Raw genomic sequence first — 20,332 nt, 5'->3', positions numbered from 1 at the left:
ATGTCGCCTGCCAAGCCTTACGTACTGGTACTCTACTACAGTCGCACCGGACAGACCGCCGAGATGGCCACCCAGATTGGCCGCGGTGTATCGCGGGTGAACGGTGTGGAAGCTCGCATTCGCACGGTACCACCGGTTTCTCCGGATACCGAGTCATCGCTGGCGCCGGTTCCCGACAGTGGTGCTCCATACGCCAGCAAGGACGACCTCAGTGGCTGCGCCGGCCTGGCCATTGGCAGCCCGACCCGTTTTGGCAATATGGCGGCGCCGCTCAAGCATTTCCTGGACAACACCGGGGATCTTTGGCTGAACGGCACCCTGTCCGGCAAGCCAGCCGGGGCCTTTACCTCCACCGGTAGCCTCCACGGCGGCCAGGAAGCCACCTTGCTCAGCATGATGCTGCCACTATTGCACCATGGCATGGTGCTGTGTGGCGTGCCCTATTCTGAGTCTGCGCTGAATGAAACCTCATCCGGCGGGACGCCCTACGGCCCTTCTCACTGGGCCGGCACCGGCGAGCAGCAACCACTGACCAGCCACGAGAAAACGGTTTGCCAAAGCTTTGGTGAACGGCTGGGCACCCTGGCCCTGAAACTCGGCTAAGCCTGAATTCAAACCATTGACCCGATTATTGACGGAAAGCATCCATGCTCCACAACCCGAAAGCACGCGTAACCGCCAGATTGACCATCGCCCTGTACATCGGGGTGCTGGCGACACTCCTGATTAGCACATTCTACCCTTCGCAGGTCGAGGGCGTGTCGGTCCCGCTGATGCTCTCGGTGAAGCTGCTGCCCCTGTTGGCGTTCGCGGTGCCTGTTTTTCGTGGCCATAACCGTGGCTACATATGGCTGGCCTTCGTGGTGATTTTCTACTTCACCCAGGCCGTGGTATCCGCCTGGCTGAGCGAAGGTGCTGCCGCCCCGGTGATCCTGACCATCCTGACATTCCTGCTGTTCACTGTCGCCATGGTACATTTGAAGGTGAACCGGCCGATTCCGCCTCAGGGCGCATGATCAGGACCACTTATGGGTAACCTTCGCGCACCAGCCCCTCTCAGAAGCACGCTCACCCTCCGTGACCTGGCAACGGCCCTGGTCACCAGTGGTGAGATTTCCCAGGAGGACGCGGATCGTATCCTGAAGGCCAATATGGGCACGGATACCGATCGTCGGCACCCCCTGGAACTGGTTGCGCAGGCCAGCCTCAAGAGTCAGAACTCTGGCCATACCCTGGACCTTGAACGCCTCACCCGTTGGTTAGCGGAGTGGGCGGGACAGCCCTGGTACCATATCGATCCACTGAAGATTGATACCCCATCCATCGCCAGGGTGATGTCCTATGCCTTCGCCCAGCGCCACGGCATTCTCGCCGTCGAAATCAGGCCGGATGAAGTGCTGATTGCCAGTGCGGAGCCCTTCAAGAGTGATTGGGAAAACAATCTGCGCCAGGCGGTACAGAAGGACATTCACCGGGTTGTGGCCAACCCCGAGGACATCCGCCGCTACACCGTCGAGTTCTACCAACTGGCGAATTCCGTCAGCAAGGCCGGCGGTCGCCAGGGAAGCGGCTCCGCCGGTAACCAGAATTTTGAACAACTGCTGGATCTGGGAGCGAGCGAAAATCCCGATGCCAATGATCAGCACGTGGTCAAGATTGTGGACTGGCTGCTTCAGTATGCCTTTGATCAGCGCGCCTCCGACATTCACATTGAGCCGAGGCGCAATGTTACCCAGGTGCGCTTCCGGATCGACGGCGTGCTGCACAATGTGTATGAATTCCCGGATCAGGTGGGCGTGGCCGTCACCAGCCGGCTGAAAATCCTCGGGCGCCTCAACGTCGCGGAAAAACGTCGCCCCCAGGACGGCCGCATCAAGACCCGCAAGCCGGACAACAGCGAGGTGGAGTTACGCCTGGCCACCATGCCCACGGCGTTTGGCGAAAAAATGGTGATGCGGATTTTCGATCCCGAGGTACTGCTTAAATCCTACGAACAGCTGGGGTTCTCGAAGGAAGACCGGGAACGCTGGCACGATATTACAGACCGCCCCCACGGCATTGTTCTGGTCACCGGCCCCACAGGGTCGGGCAAAACCACTACGTTGTACTCCACCCTCAAACAACTGGCCTCCTCTGAGGTGAACATCTGTACCATTGAAGACCCGATCGAGATGGTGGAACCGGCCTTCAACCAGATGCAGGTCCAGACCAACATCGAGCTGACGTTTGCATCCGGAGTCCGCGCCCTTTTGCGCCAGGATCCGGACATTATCATGATCGGTGAGATCCGTGACCTCGAGACAGCTGAAATGGCGGTGCAGGCAGCGCTGACGGGGCATCTTGTGCTCTCGACCCTGCACACCAACGACGCACCCAGTGCAATCACGCGCCTGATGGAACTGGGCATTCCACCCTACCTGATCCGAGCGACGGTTCTCGGGGTAATGGCGCAACGCCTGGCACGCACCCTGTGCCCCCACTGCAAGGCCTCGGGTCCGGTGGATAACCAGGCATGGAAAAGCCTGACACGCCCGTGGAAAGCCCCAACGCCAGAACAGGTCTACCAGCCGGTCGGCTGCCTGGAATGCCGTAACACCGGCTATTATGGTCGTGCCGGGGTTTATGAAATCCTCAAGTTGTCCGGCGACCTGAGCGCCCAGATCACCGATCAGTGCGAACTGGAGCAGTTGCGGCTCGACGCCTACAAGACCGGAATGAAATCCCTGAGATTGAGCGGGGCGCAGAAAGTGGCTGCCGGTCAGACCACCATTGAAGAAATACTGCGAGTCACTCCCGAAAGCCAGCGCTGAGCACCCGGTCAACTACCGGGGCGCAGGCCACACTGCTCCAGCAGTTGCTGCCAACTCGTGGTGTGCTCGGCCATTGCCCGATCCAGATCCTGCCAAAGGCTGTTGCCCCCGGCTGATGCCAGATACTGGCTCGACCACCCCCGAAACGACTCCGTTCGAACCTCCGACTGTATTTCCGAGAGTGTCGCCAGTGGACGAATAAGCTCCTCCCGGGCACGACGCACGTCACTCATGTACGGCTGAACCGTCTCGATGTACACGCTGAAAAACATACTCTGGACGATTTTGGACTGGCTGTTGGGCTTGCCGTCAAGACACAGCGGACGCTCCCCCAGCCGTGACCGGATAATGGCTGTGGCGTCATCCAGCCTGGCAATCAGCAAGCCCGCGCTGTTCAGCAACTGCCCTGCCCGGAATTCTGCCTGCCAGCGCTGATGCACCTCGCCCACATATTCCAGAGATTGGTCGAGTCGACCTTCCAGAAGCGCCTGCACCGTTGAGTTGAGGCGATTGATATCGGCTGACAGGTCCGACACCGGATTGCCTTCGGCAGCAACGGGGAAATACCCCTTGGAGAGGGTGAACAGCGTCTCGATTTCTTCCGTCGCCCAGGTGGCGTTCCAGATGGCTATTGGCAACGATTCGAGCTTGCTGTCTATTGCCTGCTCAACACTTTCTCTGAGATTTTCACGGTCGATTTCCGGCAGGCAGTCGCGAGCGGCTTCAATGAAGCGGAGCTCATAACGAAGGCGATTCAGGGGGTCCATGACCCGCCCCATCACTGAATTTCGCTCACCGACAACGAACTGCAACTGACAGCCATACAGGGACAGGAAGTCCAGAATCCCCAGCTCCAGATCCGGCATGTCCAGGCGGCGGTCACGTCGGCGTGGCATGAGGTGGATCTCGGGCAACTCCGACAACGACACCTCGCCATCAAGCACCCGGGCAACCCTCTCAACGTATTCATCCATCATCGATGGGGCTTCAGAGAACGGGTTGCAGCCAGCTATCACCAGAGTCAGGGAAATAGCCATGAGATGACGCAAAATCACAACGCAGGGCCCTCCCGAACCAGGACGAACAGCCTGCGCACCAGCGCCAACGCCTCAACGCTTCCTGAGCAGGTCATCCACCTCGGCAAAATTCCGGGCGACCACCCGGTCCGTGTCCGGGAGATCCCCTTCCCGGACCAGCCAGGCAGTCTGCATACCGGCTTCCTCAGCAGCTTGCAGTTCCGCCTCCACGTCGGAGAGAAACAACACCGTTTCCGGCTCAACACCCAGTTGCTGCAGGATGTTGCGATAGGACTGGGCCTCCTTTTTTCCCCCGACACGGGTATCGAAATAACCGGAGAAGAACGGCGTGAAGTCCCCTGCTTCGCTGAACCCGAAAATCAGCTTCTGGGCCTTAACGGACCCTGAGGAATAGACAAACAGCCTGAGCCCCCGATCATGCCAGCGCTGGAGGTAGTCCGCCGCATCCGGGTATATATGGCCATGAAAAGCGCCCTGCTGATAGCCCTGCTCCCAGAGCATGCCCTGCAGAGTCTTCAGGGGCGTTTCCTTGCGGTCGTCGCGAATCCATGACTGAAGAACGTCAATCAGTCCCTCAATGTCACTGCGATCAACACCCGAGCGTTGCGCAACCGCATCGAGCTGTTCGGCGATGGCGGGATTATCCGCTTCTCCCTCACGGACAAAATCCGCGATGTGTTCCGCCGCATAGGGAAACAGCACCTCGTGGACAAACGAAATGGAGCTGGTGGTGCCCTCGATGTCAGTGAGTATCACCCGGATCATCAGGCCGCCCCAGCCAGTTTTTCGTATCGTGGCAGCCGGCTGGCGATGTCTTCACCGGTGAAATTCGCCACCCAGCCGTCAGGATTGGAAAACAGGCGGATACAGGTGAACTTCGGTTCCGGCCCCATATCGAACCAGTGGCGGGTACCGTCAGGCACACTGATCAGATCGTTCTTCTGACAGAGTACCGCGAAAACCTGATCGTCCAGATGCAGGTAGAACAGCCCCTGACCACGCACGAAAAAGCGGACTTCGTCTTCGCTGTGTACGTGTTCGTCGAGAAATTTCTGGCGCAGTGTGTCTTTCTGGGGGTTATCCGGATTCAGACTGATCACATCGGCGGTCTGGAACCCGCACTCCTGTTTCAGGGCAGCCACTTCCGCCTGATAGGCTTCCAGAATGCTCTCCTGATCGGCATCCTCGGGCAGGTCACGGGTTGGCCATTGCTCAAACCGAATGCCCTTGTCGGCAAGTAACCGCTGAATCTCGCCGGCGTCTTCCGTCACGGTCTGAGGTTGCTCAGGCTGGTTCTGGTTAAAAATACTCAGGGTAGTCATGGACGGAGCCTCATGGTTGCAAGTTCACACTCAAACAGGAATTCAAACGCTTCAACGTGCCTCAGGCAGTCTGCCATGGTCCTGCCCCAGGTATAAAGACCGTGACCCCGGATCAGGTAACCGGGCTGGTCCGGATGGTCCCGGAACCATTGTTTTGTCCGTTCGGCCAATTGCGGAATGTCCTGTGTATTGTCAAACACCGGCACTACCAGGGTGTCTTCGTGGGTGTCGTGGCCGGGGAACGCCTTCTGCAGCTCATACCCCTGTAACTGCAGCGACTGCTCCGCTGGCAGGATACGGCTGAGCACCGTCGCGTTCACCGAATGGGTATGGAGCACTGCCCCGACATCCGGAAACAGTTCATACAATACGGTGTGCAACCGGGTTTCCGCAGACGATCGACACTGACTCTGGACCGCTTGGCCGTCCAGATCCACCACCATGACATCGCCGGCTCCCAGTTCCCCTTTATGGCGACCGGACACCGTGATGGCAATGTGGTCGGCATCAATGCGGGCGGAATAATTACTGCTGGTCGCAGGGGACCAGCCACGGCCATACAGAAAGCGCCCGGCGTCAATAATGGACTCAGCCGCCTGGGCGTATCGGGTTACATCGAACAAGGGCACTCTCCATATCCATCATATCAGTCGCCGCAGCAGCGACATCCGCCGACATTATAGGGATGACGTGGTCGCTTTCAACGGAAGCTTGCGCTGTCGCTCACCGGTCAAGGCAAACAGGGCATTACCCAGTGCCGGAATCACCGGGGGTACCCCAGGCTCGCCCACGCCTGTAGGCGCCTCATCGCTGTCCACAATATCCACGATTATCTCCGGCAATTCGTAGTTACGCATCAACGGGTAATCGTGGAAATTGCTTTGCTGAACTTCGCCATCCTGCAATGTAATTTCCCCGTGAAGCGCTGCTGTCAGGCCGAAGATGATCCCACCCTCAATCTGGTCCCTGACGATCCCCGGATTAACCACCTGCCCACAGTCCACCGAACACCAGACCCGGTGAACATGAATACCGTCATTCTCGATACTGGCCTCGACAACCTGAGCCACGTAGGTTCCAAAACTCTGGAACAGGGCTATGCCCCGCGCTCTCCCGGAAGGTGCCCGGTTTTTCCAGCCGGACATGACCGCCACCCGGTCCAGCACCGCACGGTGCCGGGGTTGATGATCGATCAGGGCGCGACGGAATTCATAGGGATCTTTGCCAGTTTCATGGGCCAGTTCATCCATGAAGGTTTCAGTCGCAAAACCATTGTGGGAATACCCCACGGACCGCCACCAGGTAATAGGCACGCCCGGGTCGGTATGGGTGTGACGGACTTCGACGTTTGCCACCTTGTAGGGGTAGTCAATGGCACCCTCGATGGCGGATATGTCTTTCGGTGTGGCGATGCCTTCCGCCATCAGACCCACCTTGCCCAGGGTGTTGTACAGAAATTTCGGAGACCACGGATATTGCGCGGGCGCCGCGTTGCGGACATACCAGTCCAGGATTTGTGGTCCAACGACCTGATGGTGCCAGCCGGTGACCTCGCCTTCGGAAACCGTGGCTTTCATACGGTGCAGCATGGCAGGACGATACAGGTCATGGCGAGTATCCTCCTCCCTGGACCAGATAAGCTTGACTGGCTTTTTCAGGCTGTAGGCAACAGCGGCTGCTTCCTCGATATAGTCCTGGGTCAGACGCCGCCCGAAACCACCCCCCAGAAAGGTGGTGTTGATGGTGATATCGTCAGGCGACAGGTCGCTTACCCGAGCCGCGGCAATACGCCCCAGATCCGGCGCCTGAGTTGGCGCCCAGACTTCCATGGTGTCACCACGATACCAGGCCGTCGCATTCATTGGCTCCAGGGTAGCATGGGCCAGGTAAGGCTGCTCATAACTCGCTTCCAGGACCCGCTCCGCCCCGGACGCTGCATCGGCGAAATCCCCGTCATTGCGTTCCCGCTCACCGGCATCGTCTTCGGCAGCCTTGCGGTAGTGAGCAAACACATCGTCAGTGGAGAGTCCCAGTGCATCGGAGGTATCCCACTCTACCTGTAGATTCTCCTGCGCCTTGCGGGCCTGCCAATACTTGCCGGCCACGATGGCCACGCCACGCTCGATTTCCAGCACCTTCAGCACACCCGGCATGGCCTGGATGTCACTGGCGTTGAAGGACTGAACCCTCGCGCCATAACGGGGTGGCCGGGTCACGACCGCATAGACCATCCCCGGCAATTCGACATCAATGCCATATTCAGCCGTGCCCGTGGATTTGGCCCTGGCATCCAGGCGGCCACGCGCCTTGCCGATATACCGCCACTGACTCTGGGGTTTCAGTGCGATGTCATGACGAACGGTTTCGGAAGACGCCAGACTGACAAGCTTACCGTAAGGCAAAGTGTCCACGCCGTTGGGATGGCGAACGTGACCCTCAAAAGCAGTACACTCCGCATGATCGACTTCCCATACCCGTGCGGCGGCCAGAATCAGCATTTCCCGGGCTTCTGCACCCGCTTGTCGTAGGGGCATCCAACTGGTGGCGATACTGGTACTGCCGCCGGTCAGTTGGAGTTTATACAAGGGGTTACGGTACTCGGATGCGACCGGCGCAAATTTGGGGGTGATTGCTGCCGGGTCGACCTCCAGTTCCTCCGCAATCAGGGTGGTCAATCCGGTATAGGTGCCCTGCCCCATTTCCACCCGGGCGAGGGTGAAGTACACCTTGTCGTCGGTGGTCAGTTCCAGCCAGGCGTCCGGTTTCCAGGCCCCCTCATCCTCTCTGAAACCGGTCTGAATACCGGAACAACCCGGCAGGGTAAGGGCAAACACGAGACTGCCGGACGTTCCGGCGCTGATCCTGAGGAAATCCCGTCGATTCAGGGTCATCTTACGCGCCCTCCCGGTCAACAGAATCACCACTGGCAACGGACTCAACAGCCGCAATGATTTTCGAGTAGGTACCACAACGACACAGGTTGCCGCTGAGCGCGGCGATAATATCGTCCCGGTTGGCGGTCGGGTTATGTTCCAGCAGGTTTGCCGCCGTCATGATCTGCCCGGACTGACAATAACCGCACTGGGGCACCCCATGCTCAACCCAGGCTTTCTGCAGTGGATGCAGATTGCCGCCGGGGGAGAGCCCTTCAATGGTTGTCACTGACTTGCCTGAGGCCATCTCCACCGGTGTGGAACAGGACCGCATCGGCTGGCCGTCAAGATGAACCGTGCAGGCACCACACAAACCAGCACCACACCCGAACTTGGTTCCCTTCAGTCCCAGCTCGTCTCGGATAACCCATAACAGGGGCGTGTCACCATCGACCTCAACTGTTCGTTTCTCTCCATTGACCGTCAGGCTCAGGGCCATGTCATCTCTCCCTTGCTGGCACCGTATACTCTATGTGCTGGCACCTTTCATTTTTGTTTTAGCCATATAGCCCGTTTCAGGCTTATTTCACAACAGCCTTGCCATCCTGATCATTCCATATCTTGCGATCACCACCGTCCATCTTGCCCTTGGAGTCCCAGACTTCGCGATTTTCCGTGGCTTGTTCCACTTTGCCATTATCATTCCAGATCACACGATCCTTGCAGCCCACCAGAGCCAGGGATACGCACACCAGGAAAAACAGTTTCTTAGTCATTACTTCCTCCAGATCCGGTCTTCCGGAACCCGATGATTTACTCAGAATGGGAATGAACGCAGCACGTTACCGGCTGCCATGCACTTCACGGTTATGTTGCTTGTCCCGTTCGCTCTTGCGAACCATGACATAGACGGCACCGGTGCCGCCATGGTGTTTCTGGGCCGAATGAAAGGCAAGCACGCCGTCCAGCTCTGGCAGCCACTTGGCAAGATAACTCTTTAATTGGGCAATGCCATCCGGGTTCCTCTCTCCTTTTCCGTGCAGGATAATCACGGAGCGAAGACCGTAGCGGACACAATCGTTAACAAAGCCAAACACTTCACGACGGGCCTCTTCAACGGTCATACGGTGCAGATCCAGTCTTGCCTCTATCGGATATTGCCCCAGTCTCAACTTGCGAAATACCCCATGCTGGACGCCGGGACGCTGCCAACTCAGGACATCGTGAGCCGTGAGCGGTTCCACCATGTCTGACGTCAGCGGATTGGTGTCTTTCATCGGCTGGTCCACGGCAGAACGCTGCCGCTCCAGGTGGCCGGGCGTTAACTCCCTGGGCGTTTTCACCTCTGCGCGATTGGGCTTGCGGATGCGCCGTACATCCTTCATTTCTTCCAGAAAACTCAGGCGCTCGTCTTTGGTCGTCATGATAATATGGTTCAGCGTTGGGGTTAACGAAACTTTACCACCGGGTCCCACTGGCATAAAGCCACTGATCCTTGTGAAGCAAGCTGCGACGAAAATCTTAGGGCTGTTCCCCGCCCTCTGATCTACACTCGGGAGCAACAATAAACAGGACGGACGATAGTATGGTTGCCGCCTCAACGGATACACCGCGCCCCCAGAACACCCGTGCAATCATGATGTTCCTGCGGGAACATGCGCCGTTTTCCAGCATGGATGACACCCACCTGGCGCACTTTGCCGAACATGCGTCACTGCGATTCTACGCCGATAACGATATCGTGCTGTCCCCGGAAGAAGGGCCTGTTCGACGTTTCTACGTGGTAAAACAGGGGCGCATTCGCGGTGAACGCCACAATGAAAAAGACGGCAAGACAGACACCACCTTTGAAATCACCCAGGGCGAATGTTTCCCGTTGGCAGCACTTGTTGGCGAACGCCCCACCCGCACGCTCCACCGGGCTGCCGGTGACACCTTCTGCCTTAGCATCGAACACGATGCGTTCGTCACACTGCTCTCGGAAAGCGATCCCTTTCGTGATTTCTGTCTGCGTGGGGTCAGCAGCCTGCTGGATCAGGTCAACCAGAGAATCCAGTCCGGTGCCATGGCCTCCATAGGCTCGGGCACTTCACTGGACACCCCGCTGGAGCGGTATGCCTTGCGGAATCCGATTGTCTGTTCGCCAGACCTCCCGGTGCGCAAGGCCGTGGCGCGTATGCACGAAAACAGCGTGGGCAGTATTGTCATTACCGACGACAAGCGGCATCCCACCGGCATTTTCACCCTCAGGGATCTACGCACCATGGTGGCCGAGGAAAAAGGCCCCCTGGATACACCGGTCGGCCAGGTCATGACCAGGAACCCGATTTGCCTGACGTCCCATGCAGACGCTTTCGAAGCCGCCATGCTGATGGCAGAACACCACTTCGCCCATCTCTGCGTAGTTGATGAAGAGCACCGCTTGATCGGAGTAGTTTCCGAGCGAGACCTGTTTTCCCTTCAGCGCGTGGACCTGGTCAACCTGGCAAGAACCATTGGCACCGCCAGCCACCTGCGTACCCTGGTCAGTTTACGGGCCGACGTATCACGGCTGGTAGATGCGATGCTTGCCCATGGTGCCGACTCTGGCCAGGTGGTGAAAATTATCACAACTCTCAACGACGTCACTGTCAGGCGGGTATTGGAACTCAATATCAAGAAAAACGATCCCGGTATACCTTTCACCTGGCTGACCTTTGGCAGCGAGGGACGACAGGAGCAGACCCTGCTGACGGACCAGGACAACGGCATCCTGTTTGAAACCCCTGACGGGATGACCGAAGATCAAGTGCGGGAAAAGCTCCTGCCGTTTGCGGAACAGGTGAATCAGGAGTTGGCAGAGTGCGGCTTTACTCTATGTAAAGGCAATATCATGGCAAGCAACCCGAAGCTGTGTCTGAGCGGCAGGGAATGGGATGACTGGTTTATTAGGTTCATCGACGCTTCCACACCGCAAAACCTTGTGTATTCCTCCATCTTCCTCGATATGCGAGCGGTGTTTGGCCCCGACGAACCGCTGGAACATCTGTACGGCAAGGTACTGGCCCGCATTCAGAAAAATGCCCTGTTTCAGAAGATGCTGGCAGGTAACGCCATGAACCGTCGCCCCCCGCTGACCATATTCCGCAATTTCCGTTACGCGCCAGACGGCAGGAAGCACACCATTGACCTCAAGCGTCAAGGGCTCGCCCCCTTCGTGGAAGCTGTCCGGGTATTTGCTCTGGCAAACGGCGTGGAAGAGGCCAACACCCTTGAGCGGATCGACCGCCTGGTCGCCAAGGGGGCGTTTGATCCCAAAGATGCCAATGCCTGGAAAGAGGCTTACAGCCTCATTCAGGCGATTCGCATGCGTGCACATCAGGAGATGCTGAATCGGAACGAGCCACTGTCCAATTACATTGATCCGGATGACCTGAACCCGCTTGACCGTCGGATTCTGCGAGAGTCCTTCCGCCAGGCCCAGCGCCTCCAGCAAAAGCTGGAAGTGACTTATCAACTATGACGGACAGGCTTGGCGATATGCTGGATCAGGTCAGACTATGGATCAGACAACGCCGCGGCGGCATTTCCGGGGTGCACGACCCGGCACACCTCCCCACCCCCAAAGTAGCCGGCGACCAGAAACTGTCCGAGTGCAGGTTGATCGTTCTTGACCTGGAAACCACGGGCCTCAACCCCGGCAAGGATCAAGTGATCGCCATTGGCGCAGTGGCAATCAGCGGTATGGTTATCCGTCTGGACGACCAGTTCGACCTGATTCTTCGCCGCCCCGAGCTGGATATCAGTGAAACGGTGCTTATCCATGGCATCGGCCCCGAGGCTCTGACCCAGGGTCATGAAACCGAAGACGCCCTGCTTCACCTGTTGGAATGGATGGACGGTGATCCGATACTGGCGTACCACACACCGTTCGACCAACGTTTCCTGGAGAGAACCCTGCGACAGTCTCTCGCATACAATCGAAGTCACACGTGGATAGACGTCGCCGAGTTGCTGCCAGCCATGTTCCCGGACGCCAAAACCGGCGGACGTGGTCTGGATAACTGGGCCGACTTCTTCAATCTGGAAGTGAGCGAACGCCATCACGCCGCAGCAGATGCGCTCGTAACTGCTGAATTGACGCTAATTGCACTTAACAAGGCACAAAAAAATGGCGTTTCAACGCTGTCCGAGCTGAGCAACAAGCTTCGCTACTATCGACGCCTTCAAAGCATGCACCGCTTCTGAACACCTCCGATCGACTGTTCAAAAACTGACCAAACCCAAGGCAAATGACTGAGAATTAGACCTTTTGCCAATATCTATATATCCATTGACCAGTAAAGTCAGAGAGGACAACAAGTCGGAGAAGCACTATATGAATAATAAATTCTCTATCAGCTCCATCTCTCCAGTAATACAACTAATCTCCACAACAACAACACAGGAGTGATCCTATGACAGGTCATAGCTACGACGCTGAAAAATACTGGAAGGCGAATCTTCGTCTGATATTCGGAAGCCTGATTATCTGGGCCCTGGTCTCTTACGGCTTCGCAATTCTGCTCCGCCCGCTGCTCGCCGGTATCCCCATCGGCGGAACCGATCTGGGTTTCTGGTTTGCCCAGCAAGGTTCGATCCTGACGTTCATCGCTCTGATCTTCCACTACGCGTGGCGCATGAACAAGATCGACGAAAAATTCGGCGTGCACGAGGAGTAAGAACGAATGAGCCAATTTGCTATCAACATTATGTTCGTCGGGGGCTCGTTCCTCCTCTATATCGCCATTGCTGTCTGGGCGAAGGCCGGCAGCACCAGTGATTTCTATGTCGCCGGTGGCGGCGTTCACCCGGTCACCAACGGCATGGCGATCGGCGCTGACTGGATGTCTGCGGCATCCTTTATCTCCATGGCGGGCCTGATTGCCGCCGGTGGTTACGCGAACTCCACCTTCCTTATGGGATGGACGGGTGGCTACGTCCTGCTGGCCATGCTGCTGGCACCGTATCTGCGTAAATTCGGCAAGTTCACGGTCCCCGAATTTATTGGTGACCGCTTCTACAGTAAGAATGCCCGACTGGTGGCGGTTATCTGCCTGATCGTAGCATCGGTAACCTACGTTATTGGCCAGATGGCTGGCGCCGGCGTTGCGTTCTCGCGCTTCCTGGAAGTCGACGCGACCCTGGGGCTGATCATTGCTGCTATCGTCGTGTTTGTGTACGCGGTACTCGGTGGTATGAAAGGCATTACCTACACCCAGGTAGCCCAGTACTGTGTGCTGATTACCGCTTACACCATTCCGGCTGTCTTTATCTCCCTGCAATTGACCGGCAATCCCCTGCCACCGCTGGGCCTGTTCTCTACCCACGTAGATTCCGGCATGCCCATCCTGGACAAGCTGAACCAGGTTATTACCGACCTCGGTTTCAACGAGTACACGGCTGACATTGACAACAAACTGAACATGGTTCTGTTCACCCTGTCACTGATGATCGGTACAGCGGGTCTGCCACACGTCATCATTCGCTTCTTCACCGTTCCGAAGGTAGCGGATGCACGCTGGTCTGCTGGCTGGGCCCTGGTGTTTATTGCACTGCTGTACCTGACAGCGCCTGCCGTTGCTTCCATGGCCCGACTGAATCTGATGACCACCATCTATCCGGATGGCACCGCTGCTGAGCCCATCGAGTACGATGCGCGGCCAGCGTGGATCAAGGATTGGGAAGTGACAGGTCTGATTCAGTTCACAGACAAAAACGGAGACGGCCGGATTCAGTTGTACAATGACACACCTGAATTCGAGCCCCAGGCCCAGGCTCGTGGCTGGGAAGGTAATGAACTGGTTGTGAACCGGGACATCCTGGTGCTGGCCAACCCGGAAATCGCCAACCTGCCGGGCTGGGTCATCGGCCTGATCGCCGCCGGTGGTCTCGCAGCGGCGCTGTCTACGGCAGCCGGCCTGTTACTTGCGATATCCTCGGCCGTCAGTCATGACCTGATAAAAGGCTCTATCAATCCGGCTATCACCGAAAAAGGCGAGCTGCTGGCAGCGCGTATTTCGATGGCCGTCGCGATTGTCGTCGCTACCTACCTGGGGGCCAATCCACCAGGCTTTGCGGCACAGGTTGTTGCCCTCGCATTTGGTATAGCGGCGGCCTCCCTGTTCCCGGCCCTGATGATGGGTATCTTCTCCAAGCGCGTGAACAACAAGGGCGCCATCGCTGGTATGCTTAGTGGTTTGACCTTCACCCTGATATACATCTTCGTATACAAGGGCTGGTTGTTCATCCCCGGCACGGCGAACCTGCCTGATACTCCGGAAAACTGGGTACTGGGCATCTCCCCGCTGTCTATCGGCGCGGTTGGTGCAATCGTCAACTTTGCGGTAGCCTTCGCTGTATCCAACGCAACTGAAGAACCGCCCGTTGAGATTCAGGAACTGGTTGAGAGCGTCCGTTACCCACGTGGTGCCGGTCAGGCTCAAGACCACTAAGCAACAACACAACCTGATTCATTCTCGGAATTGACAGGTTGAACCTGGACGGGCTTCCTCAATGAGGGAGCCCGTTCTTTTTTGAGGAAACAATTTTATGTTCTGGACACTTGTTGCCACTGTTTTTTGCGGCCTCGGTGCCGCCGGTATCGCTCTCGGCATTCGCGCCGCCACCCGCAACAAAGCCCCACGATGGATTATTCCCGTTTTTGCTGGGGTGGGAATGCTTGGTTACCTCATTCAGGGTGAATACACCTGGTACGACCACAAGAAGGCACAGCTCCCGGAAGAAGCGGTTATTGTGAACACACAGAACGACAGCATCTTCTGGCGGCCCTGGACATTCGTCTTCCCTTATGTGACGTCCTTTACAACGGTGGATACCAAAAGCATCAGCCGTGACAGTGACAATCAAAACGTCGTCCGATTTACACTCTATCGGTTCGAGCAGAAAATGACGGATGCGGTATCCCACCGTATTCATATCATTAACTGTGCCACCCATGAGCTTGTTCCACTGGGCTCCGACGGCAGGCCCCGTGTTGATAACCTTAAAACGCTCGCGTCCGGTGACCCTCTACTGGAGACCGTTTGCTCCGGCTGACACACCGTAAACTGGATACCCAACCCGCTGAAGGTGACGGGAATGCGTAACGATGATTAGTGCCTGGCTGCTGGTTTTAATATCCATAACGTACATTTCGGTTCTGTTTGTCATTGCCTGGGCGGGTGACAGGCATCCCGGCCTGTATCGCCGCAAGCTGGCCCGGACACACATTTATGCGCTCTCGCTGGCCGTTTACTTTACGTCATGGACATTCTATGGCGCGGTCGGGCGTGCTACCCAGGAGGGACTGGGCTTCCTTCCCATTTATCTCGGGCCGCTGATCCTCTTCATTTTTGGCGCTCCCCTGTTGCGTCGCATCATCTATATCAGTAAACGCAACAACAGCACGTCGATCGCCGACTTCATTGCTTCCCGCTATGGCAAATCCCAGGTGTTAGCGGCCATGATCGCCACGTTCGCCCTGATTGGCAGCGTGCCGTATATTGCCCTTCAGCTCAAAGCCATCTCCATGGGGTTCACCGTCTTATCCGAGAACGGCACCGGCCATCAGGCACTCAGCACCGCGGCCTGGAATGACTCTGCCTGGTATATCACGCTTGTGCTCGCCGTATTCACCGTACTGTTCGGTACCCGGCACCTGGAGTCCACGGAACACCATCGGGGGATGATTCAGGCCGTTGCTTTTGAATCACTGATCAAAATCGTGGCATTCGTGGCGGTGGGATTGTTTGTTGGTTACGGCCTTTATGGCGGATTTGGAGACTTGCTCGGCAGGGTCCGGGAGGCCGGACTGACCGGAACTCTGACAACCGATGGCGTCGAGGCACCTGCATTTATTACCCAGACCCTGGTGGCCATGCTCGCAATTATCTGTCTGCCACGCCAGTTTCACGTCATGGTGGTGGAAAACACAGACCACCGGGATTTCGAGACGGCCCGCTGGGCCATGCCCATCTATCTCATCATTGCCAGCGCCTTTGTCCTGCCCATTGCTGCTGCAGGGCTGCTCTACCCCGAAGCCGGCATCACCGATCCCGACATCCTGATTCTGAAGCTGCCGATTCTGGCCGGCGAGGAATGGCTTGCCATTCTCGCTTTCCTGGGCGGTGGTTCAGCAGCAGCCGCAATGGTGATTGTGTGTTCCGTCGCGATCGCCACCATGGTCAGCAACGAAATCATCATGCCGGCACTGCTCAAGTTCTTCCGCCCCAGGATGAATCAGCGCACCGACCTCAGCCATCTCCTGCTGAGCATTCGTCGTGTAGCCATCTTCGTGGTGTTGCTGACGGCTTACGGTTTTTACCGGATGGCAGGCGAAGACTACAGCCTGACTGCCTTCGGCCTGCTGTCGTTTGCGGCTGCGGCCCAGTTTGGACCGGCACTCGTGGGTGGCATCATCTGGCGACAGGGAAATCTCACCGGTGCCAGCTGGGGCCTCGGACTTGGTTTCCTGATGTGGTGTTACACCATGCTGCTGCCGGCCCTCGCCTCCACCGGCTGGCTCACCGATACGCTAATCGATGAGGGGCTATGGGGGATGGCCTGGACGCGTCCGACGGCCTTGTTCGGGTCAGAGTTTGATCCCATCAGCCACGGTATTATCTGGAGCCTGGGGATCAACACCCTCACCTACATTGTCCTGTCTATGCTGACTCGCCAGCGTGTACGCGAGAAGATCCAGATCGCATCCTTCTTCCACGATCCCCAGCCCAAGGCGGAAACGCCCCAGCAACAGACCTGGCAGGGTGAGATCCTGACATCGGATCTCCAGGCCCTCACTGATCGTTTCATGGGGGAGGAACGATCCGAAATCATTCTACGGAACTATGAGCGCCGCAACGCCATTCGCCTGCATCCTCACCGGCCGGCATCCTCACACCTGATGAAGTACATTGAGCGGCAACTGGCCTCGGTAATTGGTGCTTCAACGGCACGGGTGGTGCTTGAATCCACCCTGACCGGCCGCGATATGCAAATCGAGGATGTGGTCAGCATTGTCGATGAAGCTTCCCAGGCAATGACGTTCAGCCGTGAATTGCTCCAGTCAGCCATTGAGAACATCAGCCTTGGTGTATCCGTGGTCAACCATCAGCAGCAATTGGTGGTCTGGAACCACCGGTATCTGGAGCTGTTCAACTATCCCAAGGGCTATGTCCGTGTCGGGCGCCCGGTTGAGGACCTGATGCGCTACAACCTCACCAACGCCAACCTGTCTGCCCGACGGATCGATGAGATCATTGCCGACCGCTGCGGCAGCATGCGCGATGGGCTACCCATGTCCTACGAGCGCCAGCGCCCCGATGGTACAGTCTTGCGGGTTGATGGCAGTCCGATTCCCGGCGGCGGCTATGTCACGACGTTCCAGGACATCACCGCCATGAGGCGCACGGAGCAGGCGCTCAAGGAAACCAATATTTATCTGGAGCAGCGAGTCAAGGAGAGGACCCAGGAACTGCAGGTCATCAACGAGCAGATGCTGAAGGCAAAATCGGTTGCGGAACAGGCAAACCAGAGCAAGACCCGCTTCCTGGCATCCGCCAGTCATGATCTATTGCAACCACTGAACGCCGCCCGCCTGTTTACCTCTGCCCTGGCAGGTAAAGCCAATGACGGCGAGACGAAGGATCTGGTCGATCATATCGACAGCTCCCTGGGGGCTGCCGAGGAAATCATCAGCACCCTGCTGGACATTTCCAAGCTCGATGCCGGCGCGCTGGAACCCGACATCGGAGCGTTTCCGGTTAACGATATCATGCGCCATCTGGCCACCGACTTTTCCGCCATTGCCAAGGATCAGGGTCTCGAACTGCATGTGGTGCCTAGCACCATCTGGATCCGGTCAGATGCCAAGCTACTCCGCCGGGTCATTCAGAACTTCCTGTCCAACGCAATTCGCTACACTCCCGAGGGCAAGATCCTGCTTGGCTGTCGGCGCCTTAAAGGTTATGCCCGCATTGAGGTCTGGGATACCGGTCCGGGGATCCCTGAAGACCAGCTGGCGCATATTTTCGAGGAATTCAGAAGATTCCAACATGGGCGTGACAAAAAAGGCCTGGGGCTGGGATTGGCGATCGTGGACCGTATCAGCGGTATGCTGAATCATCCGGTTACCGTTCAGTCTGTCCAGGGGCATGGCAGTATGTTCGGCATTACCGTGCCGGTCGTTCCGGCAGAACATACTCAAACCACTGTTGCCAAAAGTCAGGGAAGCGCCCGTCGGGTGTCGAGTCTCGGAGGCCTTCACGTGCTTTGCATCGATAACGATCCGGCTATCCTGCAAGGCATGACAGCCCTGCTCGGTAACTGGCAGTGCGATGTCACCGCCGCCGAAAGCCTCAATGATGCCCGTCTTAAGCTGGATGGCCAGGAACCCGATATTATGCTTGCCGATTACCAGCTGGATGATAACAAGAACGGGCTGGACGCCATGGACGCACTCAGGAGCGGATTCAGTAGCAATGTATCTGGCATACTGATTACCGGATATATGGCCCCTGAGGTCAGGGAAGATGCACTAACGAGAGGCTATCAGATTCTCTATAAACCGGTGAAACCCGCAGCACTGAGGGCACTGGTCAACAAGTTACTGAAGCAGAAGCGTCCATGACTAACTCAGACAGACCCAGCGTAGGTAACAGCTTTGGTAAGCTCAATTACCTGATCATTGATGATTTTGAGAACTTTCGCCTGTCCATGCGCCAGATGCTGCGCAGCTGCGGTGCCGACAAGATAGAGTTGGTTGCCCATGCCGCGCCAGCCATTCAGTATTGCGCCTACAACCACGTTGATGTGGTCCTCTGTGACTACAACCTCGGGGAAGGCAAAAATGGTCAGCACATCCTCGAGGAACTGAGGCACAAAAAACTGCTGAAACGGTCTTCCCTGTTTCTGATGGTCACGGCGGAAACGTCGAAAGAGATGGTTATGGGCGCCCGGGAATACCAACCTGACGGTTACCTGACCAAACCCATCAACCGCGCAATGCTCGAGAAGCGACTAAGCGGCCTGATCCATCAACGTAATGCCCTGCTCCCCATTAACCGCGAGATCGATCGGGAAAACTTCCCCGAGGCCATCTCACTGTGCCTGGCAACCCTGCCAAAGCAACCCCGGTACAAAACCTGGCTGCTCAAAACCCTCGCAGACCTTTACCACCAGGTTGGAGACTACAGTCACGCCCTGAAGATATACACGGATGTCCTCGAGCAAAGGGATCTATCCTGGGCCAGACTGGGCCGGGGGAAAGTACTTCTCGATACCCGGGATTTTGACGAAGCTGTCACCGTGCTCAGAGAACTGATCGATAAGCATCCTGACTATATGGAGGCCTATGACCTGCTTGCTGAAGGACTGGATCGCCAGGGCCGTCCGACACAGGCCCAACAGGTGCTTGAAAAAGCGATCGAGCACTCACCGAATGCATTGCTGCGGCAAAAACAGCTGGCCCGGCTCGCTACCTCCAACCAGGACATGGCGACCGCTTCCGATGCCTGGCGCAAGACGGTCAGCCTTGGCACCCATTCGATACATGACAGCCCGGAGCACTACCTGTCACTCGGCCATGCCCTGTCTGACCTGAGCGAGGGTGATTCAGGTGAAGGCGGCAGCGATCAGGCAGACGAGGCAATCACAGTACTTTCCAGAATGGAAAAACGCTTTCCCGAAGACGAGACCCTGCCGCTTCGAAGCAGAATTGTTAAAGCCAGGGTTTATGCCGGACAGGGTCGTCTGCAGGAAGCCGAGAAAACCCTTGAACCCGTTACCCAGTCCCTGGATAACGGAGGGGAATTCGATGCCGACACAGGCATTGATTACGCCAAGACGCTGTTTCGGCTAGGCCGTGAAGACGAAGCCAAACACCTGCTGGGACAACTCGCGCAAAGATACCGTGATGAGCCTGGCACACTGCAAAAAATAGAGAATCTACTGGATGAACCCGTTGGTTTCCGGCAAAAGCTGCAAGCCCGGGCTCACAATCGCGACGGCATCAAGGCGTTTGAATCCGGAGACCTGGAAGCCGCCATTTCAGAGTTTACCAATGCCCTGAAGATCGTTCCCGACCATGCGGCACTCAACCTCAACCTCGTTCAGGTATTAATCAAAAAGTATACCGATGGCCAGGAAGCCCCCCAGTTGTTGCATCAATGTCAGCAACATCTTGAACGCCTCTCCAACTTGCCAGAACAGCATCGACAACATCGTCGCTATCTCGCACTGAGCAAAAAACTGAAAGGAATGATGCCATGAGC

18 protein-coding genes are annotated in these 20,332 nt (G+C 57.0%); 10 read left to right on the top strand and 8 right to left on the bottom strand.

The window, feature by feature from the left end:
* Genes wrbA through EHN06_RS07975 form a run of 3 tightly spaced genes read left to right on the top strand, consistent with a single transcriptional unit; the run spans nucleotide 1 to nucleotide 2,810 of the window.
* Nucleotides 1-603, top strand: coding sequence for an NAD(P)H:quinone oxidoreductase (gene wrbA / locus EHN06_RS07985; RefSeq protein ID WP_127331788.1), 603 nt, complete (start codon nucleotides 1-3; stop codon nucleotides 601-603).
* A gap of 44 nt (nucleotides 604-647) precedes the next feature.
* The gene (locus EHN06_RS07980) at nucleotides 648-1,016 is read left to right on the top strand and encodes a DUF2069 domain-containing protein (RefSeq protein WP_127331786.1); all 369 of its coding nucleotides are present in this window, start codon (nucleotides 648-650) and stop codon (nucleotides 1,014-1,016) included.
* A 12-nt stretch (nucleotides 1,017-1,028) separates the two neighbouring features.
* Nucleotides 1,029-2,810, top strand: coding sequence for a GspE/PulE family protein (locus EHN06_RS07975; protein WP_127331784.1), 1,782 nt, complete (start codon nucleotides 1,029-1,031; stop codon nucleotides 2,808-2,810).
* A gap of 8 nt (nucleotides 2,811-2,818) precedes the next feature.
* Here the strand turns inward: EHN06_RS07975 and EHN06_RS07970 are convergent, their stop codons facing one another.
* From EHN06_RS07970 to smrA, 8 genes are all read right to left on the bottom strand, one after another.
* A complete protein-coding gene (locus tag EHN06_RS07970) occupies nucleotides 2,819-3,865 on the bottom strand; it encodes a DUF3080 domain-containing protein (RefSeq protein WP_416332545.1) in 1,047 nt (348 codons plus the stop codon).
* A gap of 54 nt (nucleotides 3,866-3,919) precedes the next feature.
* On the bottom strand, nucleotides 3,920-4,612 hold the full coding sequence (mtnC, locus tag EHN06_RS07965; RefSeq protein ID WP_127331782.1) for an acireductone synthase: 693 nt from the start codon (nucleotides 4,610-4,612) through the stop codon (nucleotides 3,920-3,922).
* Nucleotides 4,612-5,169 (bottom strand): 1,2-dihydroxy-3-keto-5-methylthiopentene dioxygenase, encoded by a 558-nt coding sequence (locus EHN06_RS07960; protein WP_127331780.1) that lies wholly within the window; start codon nucleotides 5,167-5,169, stop codon nucleotides 4,612-4,614. The genes mtnC and EHN06_RS07960 overlap by 1 nt, the downstream gene beginning before the upstream one ends.
* A complete protein-coding gene (locus EHN06_RS07955; protein WP_127331778.1) occupies nucleotides 5,166-5,792 on the bottom strand; it encodes a methylthioribulose 1-phosphate dehydratase in 627 nt (208 codons plus the stop codon). The genes EHN06_RS07960 and EHN06_RS07955 overlap by 4 nt, the downstream gene beginning before the upstream one ends.
* A gap of 54 nt (nucleotides 5,793-5,846) precedes the next feature.
* Complete coding sequence (locus EHN06_RS07950; RefSeq protein WP_127331776.1) at nucleotides 5,847-8,060, bottom strand: xanthine dehydrogenase family protein molybdopterin-binding subunit; 2,214 nt, start codon at nucleotides 8,058-8,060, stop codon at nucleotides 5,847-5,849.
* A gap of 1 nt (nucleotide 8,061) precedes the next feature.
* Nucleotides 8,062-8,541 carry a (2Fe-2S)-binding protein gene (locus EHN06_RS07945; RefSeq protein WP_127331774.1) on the bottom strand — a complete coding sequence of 160 codons (480 nt, stop codon included), beginning with the start codon at nucleotides 8,539-8,541 and terminating at the stop codon, nucleotides 8,062-8,064.
* A gap of 82 nt (nucleotides 8,542-8,623) precedes the next feature.
* Nucleotides 8,624-8,818, bottom strand: a complete 195-nt coding sequence (locus tag EHN06_RS07940; RefSeq protein ID WP_127331772.1) for a hypothetical protein — start codon at nucleotides 8,816-8,818, stop codon at nucleotides 8,624-8,626.
* Between the two features lie 66 nt (nucleotides 8,819-8,884).
* A complete protein-coding gene (smrA, locus tag EHN06_RS07935; protein ID WP_127331770.1) occupies nucleotides 8,885-9,466 on the bottom strand; it encodes a DNA endonuclease SmrA in 582 nt (193 codons plus the stop codon).
* 161 nt (nucleotides 9,467-9,627) lie between these two features.
* Here smrA and EHN06_RS07930 point away from each other — a divergent pair, with 161 nt between their 5' ends.
* From EHN06_RS07930 to EHN06_RS07900, 7 genes are all read left to right on the top strand, one after another.
* The gene (locus tag EHN06_RS07930; protein ID WP_127331768.1) at nucleotides 9,628-11,544 is read left to right on the top strand and encodes a putative nucleotidyltransferase substrate binding domain-containing protein; all 1,917 of its coding nucleotides are present in this window, start codon (nucleotides 9,628-9,630) and stop codon (nucleotides 11,542-11,544) included.
* Nucleotides 11,545-11,561: 17 nt separating this feature from the next.
* Nucleotides 11,562-12,269, top strand: coding sequence for a PolC-type DNA polymerase III (locus tag EHN06_RS07925; RefSeq protein ID WP_127334385.1), 708 nt, complete (start codon nucleotides 11,562-11,564; stop codon nucleotides 12,267-12,269).
* A 209-nt stretch (nucleotides 12,270-12,478) separates the two neighbouring features.
* Nucleotides 12,479-12,742 carry a DUF4212 domain-containing protein gene (locus EHN06_RS07920; RefSeq protein ID WP_127331766.1) on the top strand — a complete coding sequence of 88 codons (264 nt, stop codon included), beginning with the start codon at nucleotides 12,479-12,481 and terminating at the stop codon, nucleotides 12,740-12,742.
* Between the two features lie 6 nt (nucleotides 12,743-12,748).
* Nucleotides 12,749-14,515, top strand: coding sequence for a sodium:solute symporter family protein (locus EHN06_RS07915; protein WP_127331764.1), 1,767 nt, complete (start codon nucleotides 12,749-12,751; stop codon nucleotides 14,513-14,515).
* 97 nt (nucleotides 14,516-14,612) lie between these two features.
* Complete coding sequence (locus EHN06_RS07910) at nucleotides 14,613-15,119, top strand: hypothetical protein (protein WP_127331762.1); 507 nt, start codon at nucleotides 14,613-14,615, stop codon at nucleotides 15,117-15,119.
* Between the two features lie 52 nt (nucleotides 15,120-15,171).
* Nucleotides 15,172-18,690 (top strand): PAS domain-containing hybrid sensor histidine kinase/response regulator, encoded by a 3,519-nt coding sequence (locus EHN06_RS07905; protein ID WP_127331760.1) that lies wholly within the window; start codon nucleotides 15,172-15,174, stop codon nucleotides 18,688-18,690.
* The gene (locus EHN06_RS07900) at nucleotides 18,687-20,330 is read left to right on the top strand and encodes a tetratricopeptide repeat protein (protein ID WP_127331758.1); all 1,644 of its coding nucleotides are present in this window, start codon (nucleotides 18,687-18,689) and stop codon (nucleotides 20,328-20,330) included. Before EHN06_RS07905 ends, EHN06_RS07900 begins: the two co-directional genes overlap by 4 nt.
* Nucleotides 20,331-20,332 lie beyond the last annotated feature (2 nt).

It is taken from the genome of Marinobacter sp. NP-4(2019), from assembly GCF_003994855.1.
Lineage (GTDB): Bacteria > Pseudomonadota > Gammaproteobacteria > Pseudomonadales > Oleiphilaceae > Marinobacter.
The sequence above is the reverse complement of the archived record's forward strand: the minus strand, read 5'-3'. Positions and strand labels throughout refer to the sequence as shown.

Bases quoted from the DNA above. Each gene is read 5' to 3' on its own strand.
- wrbA (WP_127331788.1), top strand. From the start codon at position 1: ATGTCGCCTGCCAAGCCTTACGTACTGGTACTCTACTACAGTCGCACC.
- EHN06_RS07980 (WP_127331786.1), top strand. From the start codon at position 648: ATGCTCCACAACCCGAAAGCACGCGTAACCGCCAGATTGACCATCGCC.
- EHN06_RS07975 (WP_127331784.1), top strand. From the start codon at position 1,029: ATGGGTAACCTTCGCGCACCAGCCCCTCTCAGAAGCACGCTCACCCTC.
- mtnC (WP_127331782.1), bottom strand. From the start codon at position 4,612: ATGATCCGGGTGATACTCACTGACATCGAGGGCACCACCAGCTCCATT.
- EHN06_RS07960 (WP_127331780.1), bottom strand. From the start codon at position 5,169: ATGACTACCCTGAGTATTTTTAACCAGAACCAGCCTGAGCAACCTCAG.
- EHN06_RS07950 (WP_127331776.1), bottom strand. From the start codon at position 8,060: ATGACCCTGAATCGACGGGATTTCCTCAGGATCAGCGCCGGAACGTCC.
- EHN06_RS07945 (WP_127331774.1), bottom strand. From the start codon at position 8,541: ATGGCCCTGAGCCTGACGGTCAATGGAGAGAAACGAACAGTTGAGGTC.
- EHN06_RS07940 (WP_127331772.1), bottom strand. From the start codon at position 8,818: ATGACTAAGAAACTGTTTTTCCTGGTGTGCGTATCCCTGGCTCTGGTG.
- smrA (WP_127331770.1), bottom strand. From the start codon at position 9,466: ATGACGACCAAAGACGAGCGCCTGAGTTTTCTGGAAGAAATGAAGGAT.
- EHN06_RS07930 (WP_127331768.1), top strand. From the start codon at position 9,628: ATGGTTGCCGCCTCAACGGATACACCGCGCCCCCAGAACACCCGTGCA.
- EHN06_RS07925 (WP_127334385.1), top strand. From the start codon at position 11,562: ATGCTGGATCAGGTCAGACTATGGATCAGACAACGCCGCGGCGGCATT.
- EHN06_RS07920 (WP_127331766.1), top strand. From the start codon at position 12,479: ATGACAGGTCATAGCTACGACGCTGAAAAATACTGGAAGGCGAATCTT.
- EHN06_RS07915 (WP_127331764.1), top strand. From the start codon at position 12,749: ATGAGCCAATTTGCTATCAACATTATGTTCGTCGGGGGCTCGTTCCTC.
- EHN06_RS07910 (WP_127331762.1), top strand. From the start codon at position 14,613: ATGTTCTGGACACTTGTTGCCACTGTTTTTTGCGGCCTCGGTGCCGCC.
- EHN06_RS07905 (WP_127331760.1), top strand. From the start codon at position 15,172: ATGATTAGTGCCTGGCTGCTGGTTTTAATATCCATAACGTACATTTCG.
- EHN06_RS07900 (WP_127331758.1), top strand. From the start codon at position 18,687: ATGACTAACTCAGACAGACCCAGCGTAGGTAACAGCTTTGGTAAGCTC.